Raw genomic sequence first — 25,102 nt, forward strand, 5'->3', positions numbered from 1 at the left:
TAAATAATCAAATACGATAATGTTTAAGAAATGCTGTTTATTGCTGGTTGTTTTTTTTAGTATTTATTTTTCCCTTCAGGCAAAAGTAATTTTGCCCCGAATTTTTTCTGATAATATGGTGTTGCAGCGTAATGTTTTAATTCCTGTTTGGGGTTGGGCAGATGCCGGTGAAAAAATTGAAGTACGGTTTAATAAGCAGGTTAAATCTGTAAAGGCTGATAAAAATGGGAAGTGGATGCTAAGGCTTGATATGGAAAATGCCGGAGGTCCTTATGATCTTATTATCAAAGGAAAAAATTTGGTACAGATAAAAAATGTACTGGTTGGCGAAGTATGGCTTTGCAGTGGTCAATCTAATATGGAATGGACAGTAGGCCAGTCGATGAATGCAAAGAATGAGATAGCAATGGCAAACAATGCTTTCATCAGCCATATTAAAATTGCAAAAGAAATCGGCTCTTTACCAAACAAAGACATTAGCTCCAGGCAGTTGGGAAGTTTGTGATTCAACAACAGTGGGAGCTTTTTTCGGGCATTGGATATTTTTTTGCAAAGAACATTTATAACGAACTCAAAATTCCTGTTGGGTTAATAAATTCTTCCTGGGGAGGAACCAATATTGAAACCTGGATAAGCCGTGAAGGATTTGAAAGCAGCGAAGAATTTAAAGAAATGATTGCAGGCATGCCAAGAATTAATCTGGATTCTCTTTCTAAATTAAAAGTGAAGGCAAGTGAATTAAGAATTGAAACATTACAGGGAACAAAGTTGAAAGATATGAATACAGGTTTGTTTAACCAGGTATCTTTTGATGATTCGCAATGGCCGGTATTAATACAGCCGCAATTATGGGAACAGCAAAGTATAGGCGAACTGGATGGTGTGGTTTGGTTAAGAAAAACAATTGTATTGTCAGCTGCTGATCTTAACAAAGCTGCAAGTATAGAATTAGCAAAAATTGATGACAATGATATTACGTATGTAAACGGAGTAAAAGTAGGGAGCACTAATCAATATGATGCAAAAAGAAAATACATCATTCCTGCAGATGTATTAAAGGAAGGAAAAAATGTAATTGCTGTAAGAGTGGTTGACAATGGCGGTGGCGGTGGAATTTATGGCGATGCTGCAGATGTAAAATTAAATTTGGGCAGTACTGTTATTTCTTTAAGCGGCGAATGGAAATTTCAGGTGGAATCTATCATAAAAACAACCAATCAAAATTCACTTCCCTCTCTTTGTTATAATGCAATGATAGATCCTTTAATCCCTTTTGCTTTTCAGGGAGTATTGTGGTACCAGGGAGAATCAAATGCAGGACGCTCATATCAATACAGAAAAGCTTTTCCCTTGCTGATAAACGACTGGAGGCAAAAATGGAATAATCAAACAATGCCATTTTATTTTGTGCAACTGGCAACATTTAATAACCCCGGTAACAGTAATGAAGGCTGTGGTTGGGCAGAGTTAAGAGAAGCTCAAACAATGGCTTTATCCATCCCAAACACAGGCATGTGTGTTACTACCGATATTGGCAATCCTGTTGATGTTCATCCAACTAATAAGCAGGATGTTGGAAAACGATTATCAGCTCTTGCATTAAATAATATTTATAAAAAGGAAATGGTTTGTAATGGCCCTATGTATAAATCAATGGAAGTAAACGGCAATCAAATCATTCTTTCATTTGAAAATATCGGAGCTGGATTATATACACCCGATAAATATGGATATCTCAAAGGTTTTGAAATTGCCGGAAAAGATCAGGTGTTTTATTATGCCAAAGCTTTTATCAAAGGCAACTCGGTAGTATTATTTAATGAAAATGTCGAGAACCCGGTGGCTGTTCATTTTGGATGGATGGGCGATGCCACTGATTGTAATTTGTTTAATAAAGAAGCCCGCCCGGATGGCTCGGTCGGACGGGGATTCCCCGCTGTGCCTTTCAGAACAGATGAATGGAAAACGGTTACAAAAGATGAAAAATATACAATTGAAAAATTAAAATATTAATGATGAGAAATGGTTTTTTTATTGCATTGTTATTCTTATCTGTAAGCCTGAATGCTCAAAAGTTTGAAGGGTTGGCTAAAACACCTCCCATGGGCTGGAACAGCTGGAACAAATTCGCCTGTAATGTGGATGAAAAAATGATCCGGGAAATGGCGGATGCTATGGCATCAAACGGAATGAAGGAAGCCGGTTATGAATATATTGTAATTGATGATTGCTGGCAGGTTTCCCGAGATGAAAATGGAAATATTGTTCCCGACCCAATACGTTTTTCTTCCGGCATGAAAGCCCTTGCTGATTATGTTCACTCCAAAGGGTTAAAATTTGGTTTGTATTCCTGCGCAGGCAGCAAGACCTGTGAAGGCCGACCTGGTGGTCGTGGTCATGAATACCAGGACGCTAAAATGTATGCATCGTGGGGCATTGATTTTTTGAAATATGATTTTTGTAACACCGATGCTCAAAAAGCAGAAGGAGCTTACAAAACAATGCGTGATGCGTTGTATGCAGCCAAACGTCCAATTGTTTTCAGCATTTGCGAATGGGGAAGTACAGAGCCATGGACATGGGCAAAAAATGTAGGCCATTTATGGAGAACTACCGGCGATATCATGAATTGCTACGAATGCAAAGTAAACTGGGGAGGTTATGGCTGGACATTAATTCTTGATAAAAATGCTGAGCTGGGAAGATATGCAGGTCCTGGCGGCTGGAATGATCCTGATATACTTCAGGCAGGAAACGGAGTGCTGACAGATATTGAATCACGTTCGCATTTTACATTGTGGAGTATGATGGCAGCACCGCTGTTCACCGGCAATGATATCAGATCGATGACTCCTGCAATAAAAGAAATTTTGGCGAACAAAGAAATCATCGCCTTGAATCAGGATACTCTCGGCAAACAAGGATACAGATGGTGGACGCTTGATGGCAATATTGAGTTATGGCTCAAACCTCTTTCAAATAATGAAATTGCATTATGTTTTTTTAACCGGGGTAATGCAGTGAAAACAATCGATTTTGACTGGAAGCGATACTTCACCAATCTTAACGGCAAAACTTATGGTGTAACTGAAAAAACAATCATCCGGGATTTATGGCTTAAAAAAAATATAGGCACTACTGCAAATAATTTGAAAGCTATCATTCAGCCACATGATGTGTTAACAGTAAGGTTGAGTAAGTAATTACGAACAGGTTTTTGCATTTCAGGCTTTTTATAATTGTATAAAATTAAAGTAACCATATTAAATGAAAGAACGGATAATTTATAGTGTAGCAATATTCTTTCTTCTTTGCAGTTTTGATGGCAAAGTGAGTACACAAATTAAATCCGGAAAGAAAATGATTACCCTGCCTGCAGAAATGGTGGTAGATAAAATACGGGGTGGAATGTTGGGCATGATGATTGGGAATATGAATGGCTGGCCGTACGAATTTAAATTCTATGGGAAGTATGGGGATGTAAAAACCTATACTCCAGCTCTTCCGCAAGGTGCGCAAACCGATGATGATACCGATTTTGAATGGGTGTATATCTACAATATGCAGAAAACGAGGAATGCTTTTTTGCCTTACAACGACATTAGCACTTATTGGAAAAAAAGTATCAATGATGGAATCTGGTGTGCAAATCGCTATGCCCGTTATTTAATGGATTTGGGAATTCCGGCTCCAATGACAGGAAGTGTAGTGCTGAATCCATGGTCAGAATTTAATGTTTCGGGTCAGTTTATTAGTGAATCTTTTGGATTGGTAGCACCTGCAATGCCTCAAACAGCAGCTAAAATTGGCTTGCATTATACCAGGGTTGCTATCGACTACGAACCAGCGCAAACTACCCAGCTTTTTACCACAATGATTTCAACAGCTTTTATCGAAAGTGATATCAATAAAATTATGGATGCCGGAGTTGCCAGCCTTGACCCTAACAGTATCATAATTACGGTTATTGCTGATGTAAGAAAATGGCACAGCCAAAACCCTGATAACCCTGCAGAAACACTTCGCCTTTTGCACAATAAATATGTATTGAATGACGAATTGGTCAGAAACCAAAATGGATCAGTGCTTAATACTGGAGTTATCATTGCCTCTTTTCTATATGGCAATGGTAATTTTTCTGAAACTATCAGGCACTCTATGAATTTTGGATACGATGCTGATTGCAATGCTGCAACACTTGGAACGTTAATGGGTGCCTTGTATGGCCATCGTCGCATATTGAACGAAGGTTGGAATATTGTTGACCGGTACAAAAATACCAAACGGGATAAAATGCCGATGGACGAAACCATTATCAGTTTTGCTGACAGGGTAGTAGATGTGTTTGAAATGGTAAACCAGCAAAATGGTGGCAGTAAAACGATTGTAAACAAAACCGTTGTTTATAAAATAGTAAGCGAAAAACCAGCTTCAGTATTTCAATTGCTCACATACGATGAAGAAAAGAGGATACTGAAAAAAGATGTTGAAAAAGACATCATATCCAACCTGCTTTCTGGTGAGCAGCAGGAAATGGCTCGTGCAGCTTATCTGGCTATTGCGCTGGATTTAGCTAATGGCCTTCAAAAAAGATATCCAAAACAGTGGAAAGAAGCCTGCTATTATTTGAGTGGCTATTGGAAAGTAATAGGCAATATTTTTCACAGTGATAATTTTAAATCGCTGGTGCAATTGAAAGAAAAATTTATTGCTGCGGGTTTTATTACCATGGATGCTGCGCCTAAAACGGAAGCAATTTACAGGGATATGGAAACCTGGAAGGATCCAAAAATTTTATATAAAAATGGACTATTGCAAATCAAAAAGTGAGAATATGAAATTAATTGAAATAGTACTTTTCGTATTGATAAGTCTGAATTGTTTTTCGCAGGAAATTGCCCTGCCCAGGGAATGTAAATTTCAATTTGGCGATAATCCTGAATGGGCCAATCCTGCTTTTAACGACAACGATTGGGTAACTCAACAACTGGGAAAAAGTTTTACTAAAGATTCATCCTATGCCTGGTACAGAATAAAAATCGTTATTCCTTCGGCTATGAAAACGGCTACTGGGAAAGGGATCAAATTATACCTTGGTAAAATTGATGACGTTGATCAAACGTACTTCAATGGAAAGTTGATTGGTGAAACAGGATCATTCCCACCCGGCTATATTACTCAATGGGAAAAACAGAGAATCTATACAATACCTGAAAAAGAAGTGCAGTGGGATAAAGAAAATGTAATAGCTGTAAGGATTTATAATTTAGTTGGAGGAATGGGTATGTGGGAAGGGCCTTATAGTTTTGAACCCCTTGGCTGGATTGACGAAGTTTTAGTGAAACAGGATTTTATAGAAACCCCCAATAAAGGGTTTACAACAAGAATTGTTTTCACAAATAAAATTGACGAGGCTTTTAACGGAACCGTTAAATACTGGATAACAGATAAAGCCGGTAAGAAAATTTTATTTTCTGAAACAAAGCCTGTTCAATTGCATTCAAAATCCGGATCTGAAGTGGTTGTGGCTTTTTCCGGTTATCAGTCTGCAAGTGAAAATGTCTTTAATGTAGGTTACCAGATTAACGATAATAGCAGTTCGCTGTTTCTTAAAAAAGAGCAATTATACATTGCCACTGGTAATCTTAAAATTCCTTTCTCAGGTGAAGTTAAGCCATTGGTTAAAGATAAAATACCTAACAGTTTTAATGCTGTTGCATTCCAAAAGCAACAGTTTACCGGTTATTTAAATACACGCTTTACACAAAATTTAGAACAACGGTTACTGAAAGTTGATGAGTTTGGTTTAATGGGATCGTATTTAAATCGTCCCGGTATTCATCCATGGGCAGGTGAACATGTTGGCAAATACCTGGAAACAGCAACCAATGTTTGGAAGCTGACGCATAATGCTGCTTTAAAAAAGCAAATGGACAGGATGATGTATGAATTGATCAATACGCAAAAGGAAGATGGATACTTGGGCACTTACACCCCTGATCAATACTGGACCAGTTGGGATGTGTGGAGTCACAAATATAATTTGCACGGATTGCTTACATATTATTCTGTAACTGGCTATAAACCTGCACTGGAATCATGCAGAAAAATGGGTGATCTTCTGTGCAGAACATTTGGAAGGAAGCCGGGGCAAATGGATATTATTTTAGCCGGGACACATATAGGCATGGCCGCTACCAGTGTACTGGATGCAATGGTAGAGTTATACAAATACACCGGAGATAAAAAGTATTTAGATTTTTGTTATTATATTTTAGATGCATGGGAACAGGATAATGGACCAAAAGTTATCAGTTCAATCCTGGCAACAGGAAAAGTAAAGAAAGTTGGTAATGGTAAAGCGTATGAAATGCTTTCCAATTATGTTGGTTTGATTAAACTGTATCAAATAACCGGCGATAAAAAATTTCTGAAAGCAACTGAAATGGCCTGGCAGGATGTAGTGACGAATCAATTATACATTACAGGTACTACCAGTTCTCATGAATATTTTCAGGATGATGAATATTTGCCGGCAGGTAGCAAAGATAATATGGGCGAAGGATGTGTAACTACAACATGGATTCAGCTCAATCAGAATTTATTTGCCATTACAGGCGATATAAAATACTTCAATCAATTAGAAAAGTCTGTCTATAATCATTTGCTGGCTGCTGAAAATCCACAAACAGGTTGTGTGAGTTATTACACACCATTAATGAATAAAAAACCATACACCTGTTTTATCACCTGTTGTCAATCGAGTGTGCCGAGAGGTATTGCATTGGTGCCCAACTTTACTTTCGGAAATATCAATAATATACCAACTGTTTTATTTTATGAGCCGGGAATATATAAAGAAATAATACTGACAGCTGATAAAAAAAATATGGATGTTGCTTTTAAGTTAGAAGGAAACTTTCCTGAAAGTGGAAACCTTGTTTTATCTGTTACAGGCTCAAAGGCTGCCAGTTTCACTCTAGCATTGAGAGTGCCTGAGTGGTGTACGAATTATACTGCTAAAGCCGGAGGCAAAATTTACAAGGGCACAGCCAATGAATTTATAAGGATTACAAAAAACTGGAAGCCCGGTGAGAAAGTGATGATCAGTTTTGATATGCCGGTTACAACCATTGCTGGTGGAAAAAGTTATCCCAACCAGGTGGCCTTTCAACGTGGCCCGCAAATATTGGCTCTGGATGGAAGTTTAAATTCTTCCAATACAAATGACCTTATAACAAATTCTAAAGAAGGGATATCAATTGGAAATATAAATCTGGCAAACGAATCAAAGATATTACCAGTTAACTGGATTGGGAGGCAGGCTTATTCAATAGGCCTGTTGAATCAAAAGGAGAAGATAATTTTAGTTCCATTTGCAGAAGCCAGTCAAACCGATGGCGATATGAGAGTTTGGTTACCCGTACAAATAAAAAAATAAAGAGATGAAAAAAATTGTAGTCCTGTTTTTAATCTTAATCAGTGGAAGTATTTCTTTTGCACAAAAAAAGCAGGGAAAGAGTATAAGCTTTTTGCATACTGCCGGCCAGGATATTGTAAACGAATCTGGCAAAAAAGTATTTTTAAAAGGTGTTGGATTAGGAAACTGGTTGTTGCCAGAGGGATATATGTGGAAGTTCGGAGGCCTTGGTGACCGTCCACGCAAAATAGAAAAAGCAGTTGCTGATCTGATTGGGAAAGAAAAGGCAGAACGTTTCTGGAAAACATTCAGGCAAAACTATATTACCGAAGCTGATATTAAACGGATTGCTGAACTGGGCTTTAATTCTGTGCGGCCTGCACTAAATTCAAGATTGTTTTTAACGGAAGGTGAAAACCCGGTTTATGTAGAAGAAGGATTTCAGTTAATGGATTCCTTAGTTACCTGGTGTAAAAAGTATAACCTGTATGTGATTATTGATATGCACGGCGCACCTGGTGGACAAACAGGAGCGAATATTGATGACAGCCCGAATGATATTCCCGAACTTTTTATTGAAAAAAAATACCAGGATCAATTGGTTGATCTCTGGGTTAAACTTGCACAGAAATATAAAGACGAACCTGTTGTTGCAGCTTATGATTTATTAAATGAACCGCTGCCCACCAATACCGGATCTGCAAATAAGTACAAGCATTTACTTGAGCCGCTTTATAAACGTATTACTGCTGCTATACGCAAAGTTGATCAGAAACATATGATTACGCTGGAAGGCTTTAACTGGTCGAACGATTGGTCGCTTTTTACAAAGCCATTTGATAACAATGTGTTTTATCAGTTTCATTATTATTGCTGGGCCCGGCCTGATAATTTAAATGGCATTGATCAATATCTGAAAAAAAGGGATGAGCTCAATACACCAATATGGGTTGGCGAAACAGGTGAAAAAGGAAATAGCATTTATTGGGCAACAACGCAATTGTTCGAGTCCAAAAACATTGGATTTTCTTTCTGGCCCTGGAAAAAAATGGACACACAGAATACTCCATATTCAATTAATAAGCCCGGTAATTGGGATTTGATTTCTGAATATTCAAAGGGGGGTGCAAAGCCTGATGCTTTACTTGCTGAAAAAATCTTCAATGAATTACTGGAGAATATCAAACTATCCAACTGCAGCTACTTCGAGGATGTTTGCAATGCAATTTTAACAAGAGTCCCTGCAAAAATTGAAGCTGAAAATTATGGGCATGATGGGTTTAACCGTTCTTATTTTGTTTCAGACACAGTAAACAAGTCAAAGTTTTACAGAAAGGATGAGCCGGTAAAAATAAATCTTGACAGCAAGGTGAAAGATCAGTTTTGGTCGGAGCAGTCTATTGAACTTCAGCAGTCAGAATGGGTGGTTTATAGGTTTGAAAGTTTGACTTCCAGAAAATATAGCCTCATTCTGAGAACGTCGGCAACTGAGCCTGCACAACTGACAATTGTTATCAACAATAAATCAGTAAATATCGATGTAGCCAATACAGAGTTCAATGAAGTAAGTATTGGAGATTATAAACTGAAAAAAGGGCGAAACATAATTAAGGTAATTGCTAAATCAAAAGCTGTAAAAGTGGATTGGATAACATGTAACTGATTAAATTAAAATCAAGTGAGTACAAACAGGATAATCGTTATTGGCAGTTCCAATACAGACATGGTTGTAAAATCATCAGTGCTTCCAAAGCCGGGGGAAACAATATTGGGAGGAACTTTCCTGATGAATGCAGGTGGCAAAGGAGCAAACCAGGCTGTTGCTGCTGCAAGATTGGGTGGCAATGTTACGCTGGTTGCAAAAGTTGGCAATGATATTTTTGGAAAGCAAAGTATTGATGGATTCAAAACAGAAAAGATCAATACTGATTTTGTTTTTATTGATAAAGGAACTCCATCAGGCACAGCTTTAATTATGGTGAATGAAGAAGGGGAGAATTGCATTGTGGTTGCACCCGGTGCCAATGCTCAGCTTTTACCTGCAGATATTGAACAGGTGAAAGATATCTCTGATGCAGCAATTGTTTTAATGCAACTCGAAATTCCAATGGAAACAATTGAAGCTGTTGCAAAAAATGCAAAAGCAAATCATCAGAAGGTAATTATTAACCCTGCACCGGCACAAAAACTATCTGACGAATTATTGAATGGAATATTCCTCATCACTCCAAATGAAACAGAAGCAACATTACTGACTGGCATTAAAGTGGAAGGTGAAACAACTGCATCGCAGGCTGCTGATATTTTTTTAAGCAAAGGAGTGCAGAATGTGATTATCACTTTAGGAAAGCAAGGTGCATTCTTCCAAAATAAAGCTGTGAAATTTAAAATAGATGCTCCTGTTGTAAAAGCAATGGATACAACTGCTGCAGGTGATACTTTCAGCGGAGCATTAACTGTTGCTGTTACTGAAAAGATGAGTTGGCAACAGGCTGTTCAATTTGCAGTGGCGGCGGCTTCCATTTCTGTAACAAGAATGGGAGCACAGGCATCGGTGCCATACAGAAAAGAAATTCCCAAATAGTTTAATAAAAAATCTAAAACCTGCCATATGTTTATTGTAGAAAATTACAGCTTAGCCATTGCACTTTGTGTAGTAACTATGTTATGCTGGGGTTCATGGGCCAATACAACAAAGCTTACAACTAAAACCTGGCGTTTTGAACTATTGTATTGGGATTATGGGTTTGGCATTTTGCTAACCACTTTAATTCTTGCATTTACACTGGGAAGCAACGGAACTGAAGGCAGGGCTTTTATCGATGATATAAAACAGGCTGATAACCGCAGTTTCATATCTGCTTTTGCAGGTGGTATAATTTTTAACCTGGCAAATATATTACTGGTTGCAGCTATTGGCATTGCAGGAATGTCTGTTGCATTTCCTGTTGGTATTGGTATTGCTTTAGTTCTGGGTGTAATTGTCAATTATATTTCAGCGCCACAGGGAAATCCTGTGTTGATATTTGGAGGCGTTGCTTTAATTACTCTTGCCATTATTCTGAATGCAAGAGCATATCAAAGATTACAGACGAATACAGAAGGAGGCGTTTCTAAAAAAGGATTACTCGTGTCTGTTGTAAGCGGATGTTTAATGGGTTTGTTTTACAAATATGTTGCCGATTCAATGGTTACTGATTTCAATGTACCTGAAACAGGCAAGCTTACTCCTTACACAGCATTGGTATTTTTTGCCATTGGTGTTGTTATCAGCAGTTTTGTTTTTAATACGCTGCAAATGAAGCGACCTTTTGCAGGGGCACCGGTTTCTTTCAATACATATTTTAAAGGAAAATTGAAAGATCACCTGATTGGAATTTTAGGTGGGACTATCTGGTGTGTGGGAATGTCATTAAGTATTATAGCATCAGGAAAGGCTGGTCCTGCTGTATCTTATGGCTTAGGCCAGGGTGCTACAGTGGTTGCAGCGCTTTGGGGTATTTATGTATGGAAAGAATTTGATAAAGCACCAAAGGGTACAAAACCATTACTGAACATCATGCTGCTGTTGTATATAGCCGGGTTGGCGATGATTATACTTTCTAAATAGCTATGTTTGTTTTCATGAAGAAGAATTTATCTCTGCTGAGTTGTTTACTGTTTGCGGTATTTTATTTTGCTTTCACTCAGACGAAGGAGGCAACCTGGGATAATACAACCAATAAAAACTGGGGCAGTGAGTTTCAGCTGGTACAGATAAGATCATCTGTTGATAATGCAGTACAAAACGCATGGTATCATCAAAGCAAAAAAAATAATCCCCAACCGCTAGTAATTTCCCTGCATACATGGAGCGGAGATTATAATCAGGAAGATCCATTGGCAAAAGAAGTGTTGCTGCGTGACTGGAATTATATACATCCCGATTTCAGAGGACCTAATAATAATCCAAATGCCTGCGGAAGTCCGTTGGTAATTGCTGATCTGGAAGATGCAATACAATATGCAGTTAAGAATGGAAATGTTGACAGCAACGATGTACATATCATTGGAGTTTCCGGCGGAGGTTACGCAGCCATGCTTGCTTACATGAAAATAAAGTACCCGGTAAAAAGTTTTAATGCATGGGTGGGCATCAGCGACTTGAGCAATTGGTATTGGGAGCAGAAGGGGCGTAATGCAAAATATGCAACAGATATTGAACAGGTGGCAATGAAAGACGGAGTAATGAACTGGCAGGAATTAGACAGCCGCTCACCAATAAAACTTTCCTTTCCTGCTGAAAAAAGAAAAAACTCTATGCTGAATATTTATGCAGGCGTGCATGATGGATACACGGGCTCAGTTCCCATCAGTCATTCTATATTGTTCTATAATAAAATTGCTTCAGCATTATTTCCTGGTATAAAAGAAAATCTTATTGACGACAGTACGATCATTTCATTAATTACAAAGAGAAGAAATCCTAATGCTGACACGTCTGTTAAATTAAGTGGGCGAACCCTTCAGCTTTTGAAACAATTACCCAACCTCAGCCTCAGCATTTTTGAAGGAGGACATGAAATGCTTGTTCCACCTGCTTTGATATTAGCTCCCATTGACGAAAATAAAAATTTAAAGCTACTCAATATTCTCACTATTGGTGATTCAAATGGAGCTTTTGATTTTGGCTGGCCGCAACAAATGGCAAAACTGCTTCCGTTTTCAACGCTTATCAATAAATCTATTTCCGGTAATACAATTGGGTTTGATAATCTTGATCAGCCAAAGCTCAACACACTCACCAACATCAACCAGTATTTAAACAGTGCATACAATAAGTTGCCGGTAAATGCTGAACTTGATTACATCATCATTAACATTGGAACAAACGATACAAAGGCAGTTTTTAAAGACCGACAAAAAGAAGTGCCGGCAAACATGGATGCTCTTTTAAAAAAGATCAACAGTTATTTAAAGGAACATAACAAAAAGCTGCCGAAGATTTGTGTCATCACACCTTCGCCAATGGATGAACAGAAAATTGACAAAATAAAATATGGCGGCGGTGATGCAAGAATTCTGAAGAACAACAAACAGTTTAAGAAAATTGCTGCAGCCAATCATGTTGATTTCCTTGACAGTTATATTTTACTACGTGACGATTTTGCAACAAAAACAACAGATGGAATTCATCTCAACGAAAAAGCACAGTTTCAACTGGCTTCTGTAATTCTTACTTATATCAATGCAAAAAAGTAAACAATGAAATTTCCTGCATACTGTATTTTATTTTTATTGTTGCTCACAAATCTATCTGCTGCGGCACAATCAGCAGGCAGTAAACTGCTGAAACGAACTGTTGCTGATAGCAATATTATTTTACCACCAACCTGGGCATTTGGAATCATGTATGGTGGTTATGCCAATAAAAAAACATAACTATCCCATCGATGCTTACTGGATTGATTCCTGGTTTTGGAGTTATTCAGATAAAGGCGTTGGCCTGCACAAGTTTATTGACTTTACTGCAGATACTGTGGCTTATCCGAGTCGAAAGAAAATGTGGAAGTATATGCAGGACAATAACGTCAAAGGTGGCTTTTGGGTTTGGGATTGCATTCTTGAAACTGGTAATGAAAAAGCATTCAATGACTTTAAAGAAAAAGCATTTTTTTCAAGTACTTATCTCAATACCAATTCATGGCATAATGGAAGTAGGAGTACCGCCATGTTCCAGGATGGGAAAGAACGAAAGGGAACACAGTGCGGCAATATTGATTTTGATAACCCGGCAGCAGTTGATTACTTCAAGCAAAAGATGAAACCATTTTTTGATGAAGGTGCCGACTTTATCAAACTGGATCGTACTTCAAAAATAAGCACCTGCAAAGCCATGTTTGAAATGAGCCAGGAGTTTGGAAAAGAAACCAAAGGCCGGGGCTTTATTTTATCGCATACAGGAGGGCAGGAAACAGAAGAGTACAAACGCTATCCAACCAAATGGACAGATGATACACGCAGCGACTGGACAATTGAAAAACCTTTGATTGTATTTAACTCATGGGTACCACATGTGGCATTAAAAGAAAACATTGCCATGTACACCGATCCCAAAAACAGAACAAGTGAAATACCTTTTCTTACAAATGATCTGGGAGGTTTTGACATGGGCAAAACAAAACAGCCCGATGAAGAATTGTATATCCGCTGGCTGCAGTTTTCGATGTTTAATCCCATTACGGAAGTGTTTTCTCAACCCGAAAATCCCACCGCTAACATGGCATGGGTGTATTCTGAAAAAGCAGACAACATTTTTAGAAATTATGCACACTGGCGTATGCAATTATTTCCATACATCTATAGCTATGCACACCGCAGCCGCATAGAAGGCAAACAGATGATGGGAAAAATCCCGGGGCATTTGTATCAGTACATGTTTGGCGATGAATTACTGGCAGCACCCGTTTATGAAAAAGGAGCAACAAAGCAAAAAGTTTTTTTGCCTTCAGGTAACTGGATCAATTACTGGACTGGTGAACAATTGCAGGGGAATACTGAATATACAGTTGCAGCACCTCTTCATCAAATTCCCTTGTTTGTAAAACAGGGAGCCATTATACCCATGCGTCAATATGCATCATCCATCGAAAAAGGAAATAACAATACGCTGCTCCTGCATGTGTATCCCGGAGCTGATGGTTCTTTTAATTTACTGGAAGATGATGGAACAAGTAATGACTATTTGGATGGTATTTATGCTTCTACGATTCTTGAGCAGTGTAAAGATGTAAATAGAATGCTGCTGACGATACATCCGGTTGAAGGCTTTTACAAAGGAATGCCTTCAACAAGAAAATGGATACTGTATATTCATTGCAAGAAAGCACCGGAAAAAATTAGAATGAATGAGCAGAACCTGAAATTCAGGTATGAACCAACAAAAAAGATTGCTATCGTTGAAACGTATCAACGCTCAGTTAAACAAATTGCTGAAATTGAAGTAAATTTCCCATAAAGGCTTTGCTTAAACTGTAAGTTGATTCTTCTTTTCTGATAATTTATTCAGAAGAAAAAATTGCAGTTCCTGATACATATTTACTAAATTGAAAATTGTAACACAATCATTTTCTAATTAAGTAACAGCATGAGTATGAAACGGATGTTTGCCTGCCTTCTTTTTGTATACAGTATGTTCAGTACTGCTTTTTCACAAACCTATACAGCATCAGCAGAAAATTTGCAACAGCGAAAGGAATTTCAGGATATGAAATTCGGTCTCTTCATTCACTGGGGTGCTTCAAGTGTACTGGGAAATGGAGAATGGGTAATGAACAACCGTAATATTCATGTAAGTGATTATAACCGGCTCATCAATGTATTTAACCCAACAGCGTTTAATGCGCAGCAATGGGTGGCAACGGCTAAGGCTGCGGGAATGAAGTATATCACTTTAATTACCCGTCATCATGATGGGTTCAGCAACTGGGACACCAAACAATCTGACTGGAAAATCACCAACACTCCTTATGGAAAAGATGCAGTAAAGCAACTGGCGGATGAATGTCATAAACAGGGCATCAAATTATTCTTTTATTATTCTTTACTCGATTGGTATCGTTCAGACTATCAGTATGAAACAGGAAGAACAGGAAAAGGAACAGGTCGTACAGAAAAAGTAATTGGGAAAACTATATCCGTTTTATGAAGGCCCAGCTTACAGAACTGCTCACCAATTATGGTGAAATAGGAGGTATTTGGTTTGATGGTCATTGGGATCAGCTGGATAATGATGTTGATAAAAAACAGCAGAGTAAAGTAAACTGGCATTACGATGAAATTTATAAACTCATACACAGCTTACAGCCGAAATGTCTGATAGGTAACAATCATCACTTATCACCAATATCCGGCGAAGATTTTCAGATGTTTGAAAAAGATCTGCCCGGTCATAATACTTCTGGATTTGGCGGTGCTGATATTTCTGCCTTGCCACTTGAAACCTGCGAAACCATGAATAATTCATGGGGCTATAATATTACCGACAGGAGTTACAAATCAGTAAAGCAGTTGATTCATTACATGGTGAATGCGGCAGGACGTAATGCAAATTTTTTATTGAATGTTGGCCCGATGCCATCAGGTGTTATTCAATCAGAGTTTGCTGATACGCTGAAAGCAATAGGTAACTGGATGGCACAATATGGTGAAACAATTTATGGAACAAGAGGAGATATTATTGAGCCGCAGGAATGGGGTGTGCTCACTGCAAAGGATCAAACAGTGTATGTGCATTTGCTGAAACCAACAGGGAAAAACTATATTTTTATTCCAGGTATCACAAAGAAAATTACCGGGGCACAATCATTTTCAGGAAAACAAAAATTGAAATACAAACAACAGCAGGAAGGTGTGTTTGTTTACATGGAAGGGGTAGAGATAAATACCATTGATACGGTCATTGAATTAAAATGGCAGTAAAAAGAAAATACGAACAACCAAAATAAATGACATGAACAGAAAAGAGTTTATAACAAGCACTGGTTTAACCGCAGCATCCTTTGCAGTAATGCCTTCAATGGATTTGTTTGCAGGAAAGGCTGAACAGAAAGTGAAAATTGCCATCATCGGTGTTGGATTGCGTGGACAGAATCATCTTGAATTACTATTAACCAGAGATGATGTTGAGGTTGTTGCCATGTGTGATATAGATGACCGCATGCTCACTTATGCAAAAGAGTATGTAACAAAAAGCGGTAAGAAGATGCCGCAGGCATTTACCGGTGATCCATACGCATGGAAAAAAATGCTTGAGCTGAAGGGTTTGGATGGAGTGATCGTTGCTACACCATGGGAATGGCATAAACCCATGATCATTGGTACACTGGAAGCAGGTGTAAATAGGGATTTTCAGAAGCAAGATGGCGAACTGAACATTCTGTGCGCCGCAATGGTGATCTGTATCCTACACATGGTATCGGGCCAATTGCCAATTATATTAATATCAACCGGGGCAACCGTTTCCTCACATTAAATTCATTCTCTTCCAAAGCAAGAGGATTGCATAACCACATCGTAAAAGGTGGTGGCGAAAATCATCCGAATGCTAAAATAAATTTCAAATTAGGCGATGTTGTTACAACACATATCAATTGTGCCAATGGTGAAACCATTCTGCTTGAGCATGATACTAATCTTCCACGTCCTTATTCGCTGGGTTTCCGTGTGCAGGGTACAGAAGGTTTGTGGATGGATGTAAACAAAGGCATTTATATTGAAGGTAAATCTGCTAAGCCGCATCAATGGGATGAAGCCAAACAATGGCTTGATAAATATGATCATCCATTATGGGTGAGGTGGAGTAAAGAAACCAAAGGTGCAGGTCATGGAGGAATGGACTTTTTTGTGATTCATTCTTTTATTGAATCCATCAAACGAAAAACAGCAACGCCAATGGATGTATATGATGCAGCTGCATGGAGTGCTATTACTCCATTGAGTGAGCAATCAATTGAGCTGGGTAATGAAACAGTTGAGTTTCCTGATTTCACTGGTGGTCAATGGATGTACCGCAAGCCTGTGTTTGCTTTGAATGATGAGTATTAATTTTCGTGTAATGCAAATACCGCAAAGAGTTTTAGCTGCATATGCCTTTACTGATGAATCTGTGAAGGCTGAAATAATTGGCAGCGGCTTAATCAATCATACCTGGAAACTTACTGATAGCGGCAGGGAATATATATTACAGCGGGTAAATCAGCATGTGTTTAAACAACCGGAAGATATTGCTTACAATATTGATCTGGTTGCTTCGCATCTGAAAAAGTATTATCCCAATTATCTTTTCATTTCTCCTGTTGCTGCAATTGATGGAAGAACACTTGTTTATTTAGAAGAAGAAGGATATTTCCGGATGTTTCCATTTGTGAAAGATTCTGTTTCAATTGATACAGTTAAAACCACGAAGCAGGCGTATGAAGCGGCAGCACAGTTTGGACGTTTTACAAAACTGCTCAGTGGTTTACAAAGCAGTCAGCTGCGGATCACTATTCCTTCTTTTCATGATCTTACACTACGTTATCAGCAATTCTTATCAGCAATAGAAACAGGAAATCAGCAACGGGTTAAAGAATCAGATCAGCTGATCAAAAAACTGCTTGGTTATTCAACAATTGCAGAAGAGTATGAGCGCATTAAAACTGATCCTTCCTTTAAGCTGAGAGTTACTCATCATGATACCAAGATCAGCAACGTATTATTTGATGAACACGGAAATGGATTATGTGTGATAGATCTTGACACATTGATGCCGGGTTATTTTTTCAGTGATGTGGGTGATATGATGCGTACCTATCTTTCTCCTGTGAATGAAGAGGAAAGTGATTTCAGTAAAATAGAAGTAAGAACTGATTTTTACAAAGCAATTGCTGAAGGATATTTTACTGAAATGAAAGATGAACTTACAGATGCAGAAAAAAACTCTTTTTTTTATGCCGGGAAGTTTATGATCTATATGCAGGCCATACGCTTTCTAACAGATTATTTAAATGCTGATGTTTATTATGGTGCCAAATATCCGGGGCATAATTTCATCAGGGCAGGTAATCAGGAAGTATTACTTGAAAAATTGATGGAAAAAGAACATCTGCTGATTTGATCAACTTCTCGTTTTTCTGTTATTTTAAATTACCCTTCAGCAATTTTAAAGCCGTCAGAGCACATTACACATTCACTTCTTTCCACTTTCCTTTTTTGAAAAAATACCAGGCTGCAACAGCAATGAATGTTTCTGCAACAGGTATCGCAATGAAAGCTCCTGTTGATTTCCAGTCAAGCCCTTTTGCCAGGAAATAGGCCAATGGAATTTGAAATACCCAGAAGCCGAGAAGATTGATGATGGTTGGTGTTTTTGTATCGCCTGCACCATTCAATGCCTGTGTCATTACCATACCAATGCCATAGAAGATATATGCCGAACCAATGATCTGTAATGCTCTTGCACCGAATTTAATTACTTCTGCATCCTGTGTAAATATGCGGATGATGGGGTTTGCAAAAAACAAGAAGAGCAGCATTACAAAACTCATAAAAATGGCATTATACTTTGCTGTAAGTAACACACTCTGCTCTGCCCGCTGCAATTGTTTCGCACCGAGATTCTGCCCAACCAATGTTGCAGCTGCATTACTTAATCCCCAGGCAGGTAAAATAAAGAACACCACATTGCGTATGGCAATTTGATAACCTGCAGATGCGGTAGTGCCGCCAGTTTCAGCAACCAGCCTGGCCAGTATAATCCAGCTGCCGCTTGCAATAATAAACTGGAATGTTGCCGGCCATGCAATCGTGACAATTGATCTGATCAGTTTCCAATCGAGATGGAAATGTGCTGCCCTCATTTTTATGGCACCATCTCCTTTCAGCAAATGCCAGCATTGATAAGCAACACCGGCGCTTCTGCCAATAACGGTTGCAATAGCTGCTCCCTTTAAACCATAGAAATGAATAAAGATGGGGCAAAGGATAATGTTAAGAATACTGGCCAGCCACAAACTCTTCATGGCCATAGCTGCATCACCTGCACCACGGAAGATTCCATTGATCAGGAACAGTAACATAATAGCAACACTTCCGCCCAGCATAATACGTGTAAACACAGCACCATCTCTTACAACATCTGCATGTGCACCCATCAGCCGTAAAATATCGGAGGCAAAAATGACCCCTATAATGCTGACGATGATTGTTACAATGATTGATATAACTAATGATTGTGCACCTGCATGTGCAGCTGCTTCCGGATTTTTTTCGCCAATCCTTCTGGCAACAACCGCCGTTGCTGCAGTGCTTAAACCAATGGCAACAGAGTAAACAATGGTGATCACCGATTCTGTTAATCCAACAGTTGCAATGGCATTTTGTCCGAGTTTTCCTACAAAAAACATATCTACAACCGCAAACACGCTTTCAAGACTCAGTTCAAGAATCATGGGAATGGCCAGCAGGAAAACAGCTTTGCGGATGCTGCCCTGGGTATAATCCATTTGCTCGCCTTTGAGCGCCTGTTTTAGTGTTTGAATATAATAAGATAGCCTGGTTGGGTTATTGGTATTCGTCGTCATGTAATTTTTTTAAACGTATAAGAAACTGAAATAAAGAGTAAAGCAGCGAATGCTTCACTTGTACCGGGAGGTTTGTCTGTAAGACGACTTAGAGCTTCATATGCCTGAAAATAAGATGCCGCAAAACTAAAGAAATTATTTTTGCTTTGAAAATGTGGTTCATGACGGGCGGAAACTATCAGTGGAAAGCGGTATTTTTAGCCTGTAACATGAATTTAGATTGATTAATGGAAAACAAGTTTGTATTTTTATAATGAATACGAAACACATGAAAAAGATAATCTTCGCCCTTACTCTGATTTCATTGATGACGGCAGGCTATTCACAGGCCCGGATTCCGGTCAATGAACCTAACACAGGCGGTAATACCAATACAAAACCAAACAACCCGCCCCCCACCACCAACCCAACAACCACTACCAGCAGTGAGCTGAAAAAATACAGTGATCCTCAGAGTCGGTTTACCATTGGTTACCCCGGCGACTGGAAATTCGAAGACAAAACAGAGAGTGCTGTGATTAAGATCACCTCACCTTCTGAAGGAAGTGAGGACAAGTTTACTCAAAACGTGAACCTGCAGATAGAAACTTTGGCGAGTGGCACAACCATAGAACAGTATGTAAAGGCAAATATGGATGGAGTAAAGGAAATTGTAAAAGGATACCGGGAAGTTTCTGCCATGTATTTTAACCGAAATGGAGCCAAGGCATACCAGATTGTTTACAAAGGAAAGTATGGAGAAATGACCTATGATATCCAGGTGAAGCAATTATTCTGCATGTCAAATGGTAAAGGTTACGTATTGACTTATGTAAGTAAAGAAGATGAGCGTGATGCATTTGAAACAACAGCAAATAAAATTTTTAATTCGTTTAAGAATTTATAATTTTTAAAATTAACTAAAAAGCCCCGACGTTTCAGTCGGGGCTTTTTAGTTAATACAGTATTGAGAAAATTATTTCCGGCTGTTCATTTTTGCCAGTAAACGCAGAATCTCGAGGTATAACCAAACCAACGTAACCAGTAAGCCAAATGCACCATACCATTCCATATACTTTGGAGCACCCATTTCACTTCCTTTTTCAATCATATCAAAATCAAGAACAAGATTAAGTGCTGCAATAGCAATAACTGCCAGTGAGAAAATTATTCCAAAAGTAGAACCTGTGGTTAAAAAGGCAAACTGAATTCCGAAGAAACCTAAGATCCAGCTAAGTAAATAAAACACAGCAATACTTGCAGTGGCTACAAAAATGATGGACCTTAATTTGTCTGTTACTTTAATAATGCGAAGTGTGTAAAGTAAGTACATACTTGCTGCTACAGCAAAAGTGATGAGAACAGCATGCGTAATAATGCCGGGATATTTTTCCTGGAAAATAAAATTGAAGTAAGCAGAGATTGCACCTACAAATAAACCTTCAAGGATAGCATAAGCAGGAGCAAGATATCCGCTCCATTCTTTTTTGAAAGTGATCACCAGTGCAACAACCAATCCACCCAATGCGCCGCCCAGCATTAATGGCATTGGATTTTTACCTGCATCAAACCATTGCCAGGCAAAAGCTGCACCTGCCATAACCATCAGCATTAAAAAACCAAACTTGTTCATGGTGCCACGAACGGTCATGGTTTCACCTGTTCCGGATGTGAGAGTTTTTTCAAATTGTTTTTCACTGAGGGTAGGGTTACCCGATTGAAATAAAGCCATGTTTTGTTATTTTAATGAATAAAAATAAGATTCTTTCAACTATTTGATTGTGTATTATCCGGCTGATCCTTTTTCTTCAGCACATCTTTTAACATATCTTCTGCTTCATCTTTTAGTTTACCGGCTTTAGCTTTCAGGTCGGCCTTGAGTTTTTCCTTTTCTTCAGGTGATAAACTGTTGTATTTAAAGAAGCCATAACCGGCTGCTGCTCCCAGCAGAAAAGTTGCCACTTGTTTAAGGTTGAACATAATTATTATTTTAGGATGATTCATCAAGTTTCAATCCATATCTAATTTACTGTCAATTCTTCATTTTTTCATTGTTCAGCAATGATTCCTATCAGTGTTTAAACTGCTATTTGGCAGAAAACCGGCTGAAATAAAATTTTCTAAGTGTTGTGAGACTGAAAAGATTGTAAGAATATTTATAAGATTGAATTTTTTCATAGATTGAACCCGCCTAATTTTGCATTGCTATGATAAGAAAACAAGAAGTCTTAAATGACGTAGTGATTAAGTTTGCCGGCGACAGTGGTGATGGGATGCAGCTCACCGGCAGCCAGTTTACAAACAATACAGCTATGATGGGGATCGACCTTGCCACCTTCCCCCGATTTTCCCGCCGAAATCCGTGCACCACAGGGAACTTTAGCAGGTGTTAGCGGTTACCAGTTACGTTTCAGCAGCGACAGTGTGTTTACACCCGGTGATGAATGCGATGTGTTGGTTGCCATGAATGCGGCTGCATTAAAAGCAAACCTCAGCGCCTTAAAGAAAGGCGGAAAGATCATTGCCAATACCGATGGCTTTGATGCAAAGAATCTCCGTCTTGCAAATTATCCTGAAGGAGTAAACCCGCTGGAAAATGAAAGTCTTGGTAATTACGAGGTCATCAAAGTTGATGTAACCAAAATGACCAGGGAAGCATTGGCATCGTTCACTATGGGGATGAAGGAAAAGGACCGTGCAAAGAATATGTTTGTGCTGGGCTTTTTGTACTGGATGTACAGCCGTGATATGGATAATACCCTCCGCTTCATTAAAGAGAAGTTTGGTAAAAAACCCGATATCATGGACAGCAATATCCGTGTACTGCAGGCCGGTTTCAATTATGGTGATACAACTGAAACATTTACCACAACCTATAAAGTTGAAAAAGCAAAAATGGAGCCCGGTGTGTACCGTTCCATCATGGGTAACCAGGCGGTGAGTTATGGTTTGATTGCAGCTTCACAAAAAAGCGGCTTGCAGTTATTCCTCGGATCCTATCCTATTACTCCTGCTTCAGATATTTTACATGATCTCAGCAAGTTCAAAGCATTTGGGGTTAAAACCTTCCAGGCTGAAGATGAAATTGCGGCTATCACTTCATCTATTGGCGCAGCTTATGGCGGTTCGCTGGCTGTAACAACCAGCAGCGGTCCCGGTATTGCATTGAAAGGTGAAGCAATGGGTTTGGCAGTGATGCTCGAAATTCCTTTGCTCATTATTAATATACAGCGTGGTGGTCCTTCAACAGGTTTGCCAACCAAGACTGAACAGAGTGATTTGATGCAGGCTTATTACGGGCGCAATGGAGAATGCCCCATGCCGGTTATTTCAGCCTCAACACCAGCCGATTGTTTTGATGCGGTATACGAAGCTGCAAGAATTTCTGTGCAGCACATGACGCCTGTAATGTTCTTAAGCGACGGTTATATTGCTAACGGTGCCGAACCATGGAAATTTCCGCAGAGTGCTGATCTTCCTGAAATCAAAGTTTCGTTTAAACAGGGACTGGATGAAGGCGAAGAAAAATTACAACCGTACAAGCGTGATGAAAAATTAGTGCGTCCATGGGCAATTCCGGGAACTCCGGGTTTAGAACACCGGATTGGCGGTATTGAAAAACAGGATATTACCGGTAATATCAGTTACGATCCCGATAACCATGAACACATGGTAAAAACAAGACAGGCAAAGGTTGACATGATTGCTGATTATATTCCTTTACAGAAATTAGACAGCGGCCCTGCAAAGGGAAAAGTATTGGTGCTTGGATGGGGAAGTACTTATGGTGCTATCAAGAGTGCCTGTGCTGAATTACAGGCAAATGGCAAATCTGTAGCACATGCACACCTGCGTTATATCCGTCCTTTCCCGAAAAACCTGGGAGAGATATTGAAGAGTTATGATACGGTGCTGATTCCTGAAATCAATAATGGTCAGCTCATCAAAATTATCCGGGATGTTTATTTTGTTGACGCAAAAGGATACAATAAGATCAAAGGCGTACCAATTACAAAAGGTGAGTTGATTGAAGAGTTGACAAAATATTTGTAAGCTGAATTTTTAATAGATAAGAAAGTCCATTAGTATTTTGCTGATGGACTTTTATTTTTCAGAAACCGTTTTCTGACAGTATTTACAAATCTCCTGCAAACCACATTGGTCGCATTTTGGATTTCTTGCCAGGCAGGTATAACGGCCATGAAGTATGCGCCAATGATGTGCTTTATGAATAAGTTCTTCCGGAAAATGTTTGATCAGTCCTTTTTCAACCGCTAAGCGTTTCAAGTGATCATTATTTCTTTCAAAAAAAAGGGATGCAGTAAACAAGGTAAAAAATATCAATTTCTAAACAAATAGTAAAAAGAGAGCTAATCTCTTATAGGAATATATTTATTGAAAAACGATAAATATATTCCTATATTTGATATATGAGAAAACTCCTTGTTCACCCAATTGCCATCCTTATAACCCTAATGTTTTTAGCATATTTTGCGCTGATATTTTTTAGTTTCAGTTCTTCAGTAAGCAATGACGGAGGATACGACAGCTTTGAGTATTCACCTAATGATACTTCATTCGGTGGGTTGTTATACCAACCAGAACTCAATGATTCACTGCCCCATTTTCAATACCAGCATATAAAGGACAGTTTAACCAATTTGAATGAGCAACGTATTCAAAAAAATGAAACTTTTATTTCAAGCTGGCGTACTGGTGACATTGGAGTTGGTAAAATTGATGATCTGTTTTTAAAAGAATCGGACAAGAGTCTTTCATACTATTTAACACTTCGGGAATTTGAATTAGAACGGGACGTGAAATTTTTCATTGAGGGTAATCAATATAAACTTATGTATGTAGCATGGGATACACTTAGTAAAAAAGGAGAGCCTCTAAGAAGACTCGGAACATATAAGAGCCTGACAATACCAATACGTTATTCCGCAAAAGAAAGAGAAATTTATATCCCAATTACTAAAACTCAATATTTTGTTGCGTCAGTTACTATGTCAATCGCAGCTTTTCTTTTACTTGTTTTATCACTTTTTGTAATGTTTGGTTATCCTATTCAATTTCTTGTAAGAATTTCGAAAGGAAAAGCTTTTACTGAAAAAAACATAAATGGATTGAAAGCCATTACTGTTCTTATGTTCGTTTATCTTATATTTTCAATATTATTACCTTTTCTTATCCGCTTTATATTTTCGAAATTCATTCATCCCTTGTTCAAACCTTTAAGTGTTTATCAATTATTATCAGATAAAATAGTTATTCTATTTGTTTTAACGATCGTTTTTGCCATATATCTGGCTTTCAAAAAAGGGTATAAATTACAACAGGAACAGGAGTTAACTGTATAATATGCCCATTGTAGTAAACCTTGATGTGATGCTTGCAAAAAGAAAGATGTCGCTTACAGAATTGAGCGAGCGTGTAAATATTACAATGGCCAATCTCAGCATTTTAAAAACAGGAAAAGCAAAAGCTATCCGTTTTTCTACTTTGGAAGATATTTGCAAAGTTTTAGAATGCCAGCCAGGAGATCTGCTGGAATATATTGATGATACAGCTTATAAAAAATTAATGAGGAGTTGAAGGA

The 25,102-nt window shown here is 38.5% G+C and carries 17 protein-coding genes and 4 pseudogenes; 17 read left to right on the top strand and 4 right to left on the bottom strand.

Annotated features, from left to right (window positions below; all coding sequences use genetic code 11):
• Nucleotides 1–19: 19 nt before the first annotated feature.
• The 13 genes and pseudogenes from IPK31_09730 (at nt 20) to IPK31_09790 (ending at nt 18,056) form a co-directional block, all read left to right on the top strand.
• A pseudogene (locus IPK31_09730) lies at nt 20–2,013 on the top strand (hypothetical protein).
• A 2-nt stretch (nt 2,014–2,015) separates the two neighbouring features.
• Nucleotides 2,016–3,203 (top strand): glycoside hydrolase family 27 protein, encoded by a 1,188-nt coding sequence (locus tag IPK31_09735; protein MBK8088197.1) that lies wholly within the window; start codon nt 2,016–2,018, stop codon nt 3,201–3,203.
• Nucleotides 3,204–3,267: 64 nt separating this feature from the next.
• Nucleotides 3,268–4,830, top strand: coding sequence for an ADP-ribosylglycohydrolase family protein (locus tag IPK31_09740; GenBank protein MBK8088198.1), 1,563 nt, complete (start codon nt 3,268–3,270; stop codon nt 4,828–4,830).
• Nucleotides 4,831–4,834: 4 nt separating this feature from the next.
• On the top strand, nt 4,835–7,441 hold the full coding sequence (locus tag IPK31_09745) for a glycoside hydrolase family 127 protein (GenBank protein ID MBK8088199.1): 2,607 nt from the start codon (nt 4,835–4,837) through the stop codon (nt 7,439–7,441).
• A 4-nt stretch (nt 7,442–7,445) separates the two neighbouring features.
• Nucleotides 7,446–9,083, top strand: coding sequence for a cellulase family glycosylhydrolase (locus IPK31_09750; GenBank protein ID MBK8088200.1), 1,638 nt, complete (start codon nt 7,446–7,448; stop codon nt 9,081–9,083).
• 15 nt (nt 9,084–9,098) lie between these two features.
• Nucleotides 9,099–10,004 (top strand): ribokinase, encoded by a 906-nt coding sequence (gene rbsK / locus IPK31_09755; protein MBK8088201.1) that lies wholly within the window; start codon nt 9,099–9,101, stop codon nt 10,002–10,004.
• 27 nt (nt 10,005–10,031) lie between these two features.
• The gene (locus IPK31_09760; GenBank protein ID MBK8088202.1) at nt 10,032–11,030 is read left to right on the top strand and encodes a multidrug DMT transporter permease; all 999 of its coding nucleotides are present in this window, start codon (nt 10,032–10,034) and stop codon (nt 11,028–11,030) included.
• Nucleotides 11,031–11,044: 14 nt separating this feature from the next.
• Entirely contained in the window at nt 11,045–12,661 is a 1,617-nt protein-coding gene (locus IPK31_09765) for a prolyl oligopeptidase family serine peptidase (GenBank protein MBK8088203.1), read from the top strand.
• A gap of 3 nt (nt 12,662–12,664) precedes the next feature.
• Complete coding sequence (locus tag IPK31_09770; GenBank protein MBK8088204.1) at nt 12,665–12,841, top strand: hypothetical protein; 177 nt, start codon at nt 12,665–12,667, stop codon at nt 12,839–12,841.
• Nucleotides 12,822–14,417, top strand: a complete 1,596-nt coding sequence (locus IPK31_09775; GenBank protein ID MBK8088205.1) for a glycoside hydrolase family 31 protein — start codon at nt 12,822–12,824, stop codon at nt 14,415–14,417. Before IPK31_09770 ends, IPK31_09775 begins: the two co-directional genes overlap by 20 nt.
• 135 nt (nt 14,418–14,552) lie before the next feature.
• Nucleotides 14,553–15,880 (top strand): annotated as a pseudogene (locus IPK31_09780) (alpha-L-fucosidase).
• 31 nt (nt 15,881–15,911) lie between these two features.
• Nucleotides 15,912–17,005: pseudogene (locus IPK31_09785) on the top strand (Gfo/Idh/MocA family oxidoreductase).
• A gap of 10 nt (nt 17,006–17,015) precedes the next feature.
• Nucleotides 17,016–18,056 carry an aminoglycoside phosphotransferase family protein gene (locus IPK31_09790; GenBank protein MBK8088206.1) on the top strand — a complete coding sequence of 347 codons (1,041 nt, stop codon included), beginning with the start codon at nt 17,016–17,018 and terminating at the stop codon, nt 18,054–18,056.
• Nucleotides 18,057–18,120: 64 nt separating this feature from the next.
• Here the strand turns inward: IPK31_09790 and IPK31_09795 are convergent, their stop codons facing one another.
• Nucleotides 18,121–19,521, bottom strand: coding sequence for an MATE family efflux transporter (locus IPK31_09795; protein MBK8088207.1), 1,401 nt, complete (start codon nt 19,519–19,521; stop codon nt 18,121–18,123).
• Nucleotides 19,522–19,789: 268 nt separating this feature from the next.
• Here IPK31_09795 and IPK31_09800 point away from each other — a divergent pair, with 268 nt between their 5' ends.
• Entirely contained in the window at nt 19,790–20,407 is a 618-nt protein-coding gene (locus IPK31_09800; GenBank protein ID MBK8088208.1) for a hypothetical protein, read from the top strand.
• A 69-nt stretch (nt 20,408–20,476) separates the two neighbouring features.
• Here the strand turns inward: IPK31_09800 and IPK31_09805 are convergent, their stop codons facing one another.
• Together IPK31_09805 and IPK31_09810 are read right to left on the bottom strand one after the other, a co-directional pair.
• Nucleotides 20,477–21,232, bottom strand: a complete 756-nt coding sequence (locus IPK31_09805) for a Bax inhibitor-1/YccA family protein (protein ID MBK8088209.1) — start codon at nt 21,230–21,232, stop codon at nt 20,477–20,479.
• A gap of 35 nt (nt 21,233–21,267) precedes the next feature.
• Complete coding sequence (locus IPK31_09810) at nt 21,268–21,480, bottom strand: YtxH domain-containing protein (protein ID MBK8088210.1); 213 nt, start codon at nt 21,478–21,480, stop codon at nt 21,268–21,270.
• Nucleotides 21,481–21,707: 227 nt separating this feature from the next.
• Here IPK31_09810 and IPK31_09815 point away from each other — a divergent pair.
• Nucleotides 21,708–23,553, top strand: a pseudogene (locus tag IPK31_09815) (2-oxoacid:acceptor oxidoreductase subunit alpha).
• Between the two features lie 51 nt (nt 23,554–23,604).
• On the opposite strand, the gene IPK31_09820 reads toward IPK31_09815, so the two are convergent.
• Nucleotides 23,605–23,844: a hypothetical protein gene (locus tag IPK31_09820; GenBank protein ID MBK8088211.1), complete on the bottom strand. Its 240-nt coding sequence runs from the start codon at nt 23,842–23,844 to the stop codon at nt 23,605–23,607.
• Nucleotides 23,845–23,930: 86 nt separating this feature from the next.
• Here IPK31_09820 and IPK31_09825 point away from each other — a divergent pair, with 86 nt between their 5' ends.
• Together IPK31_09825 and IPK31_09830 are read left to right on the top strand one after the other, a co-directional pair.
• Nucleotides 23,931–24,863, top strand: a complete 933-nt coding sequence (locus tag IPK31_09825) for a DUF2975 domain-containing protein (protein ID MBK8088212.1) — start codon at nt 23,931–23,933, stop codon at nt 24,861–24,863.
• 1 nt (nt 24,864) lies between these two features.
• Nucleotides 24,865–25,098: a helix-turn-helix transcriptional regulator gene (locus IPK31_09830; protein MBK8088213.1), complete on the top strand. Its 234-nt coding sequence runs from the start codon at nt 24,865–24,867 to the stop codon at nt 25,096–25,098.
• The last annotated feature ends 4 nt before the right edge of the window (nt 25,099–25,102 follow it).

The sequence above is a fragment of the Chitinophagaceae bacterium genome (assembly GCA_016713085.1).
In the GTDB taxonomy this organism is placed as follows: Bacteria; Bacteroidota; Bacteroidia; order Chitinophagales; family Chitinophagaceae; genus Lacibacter.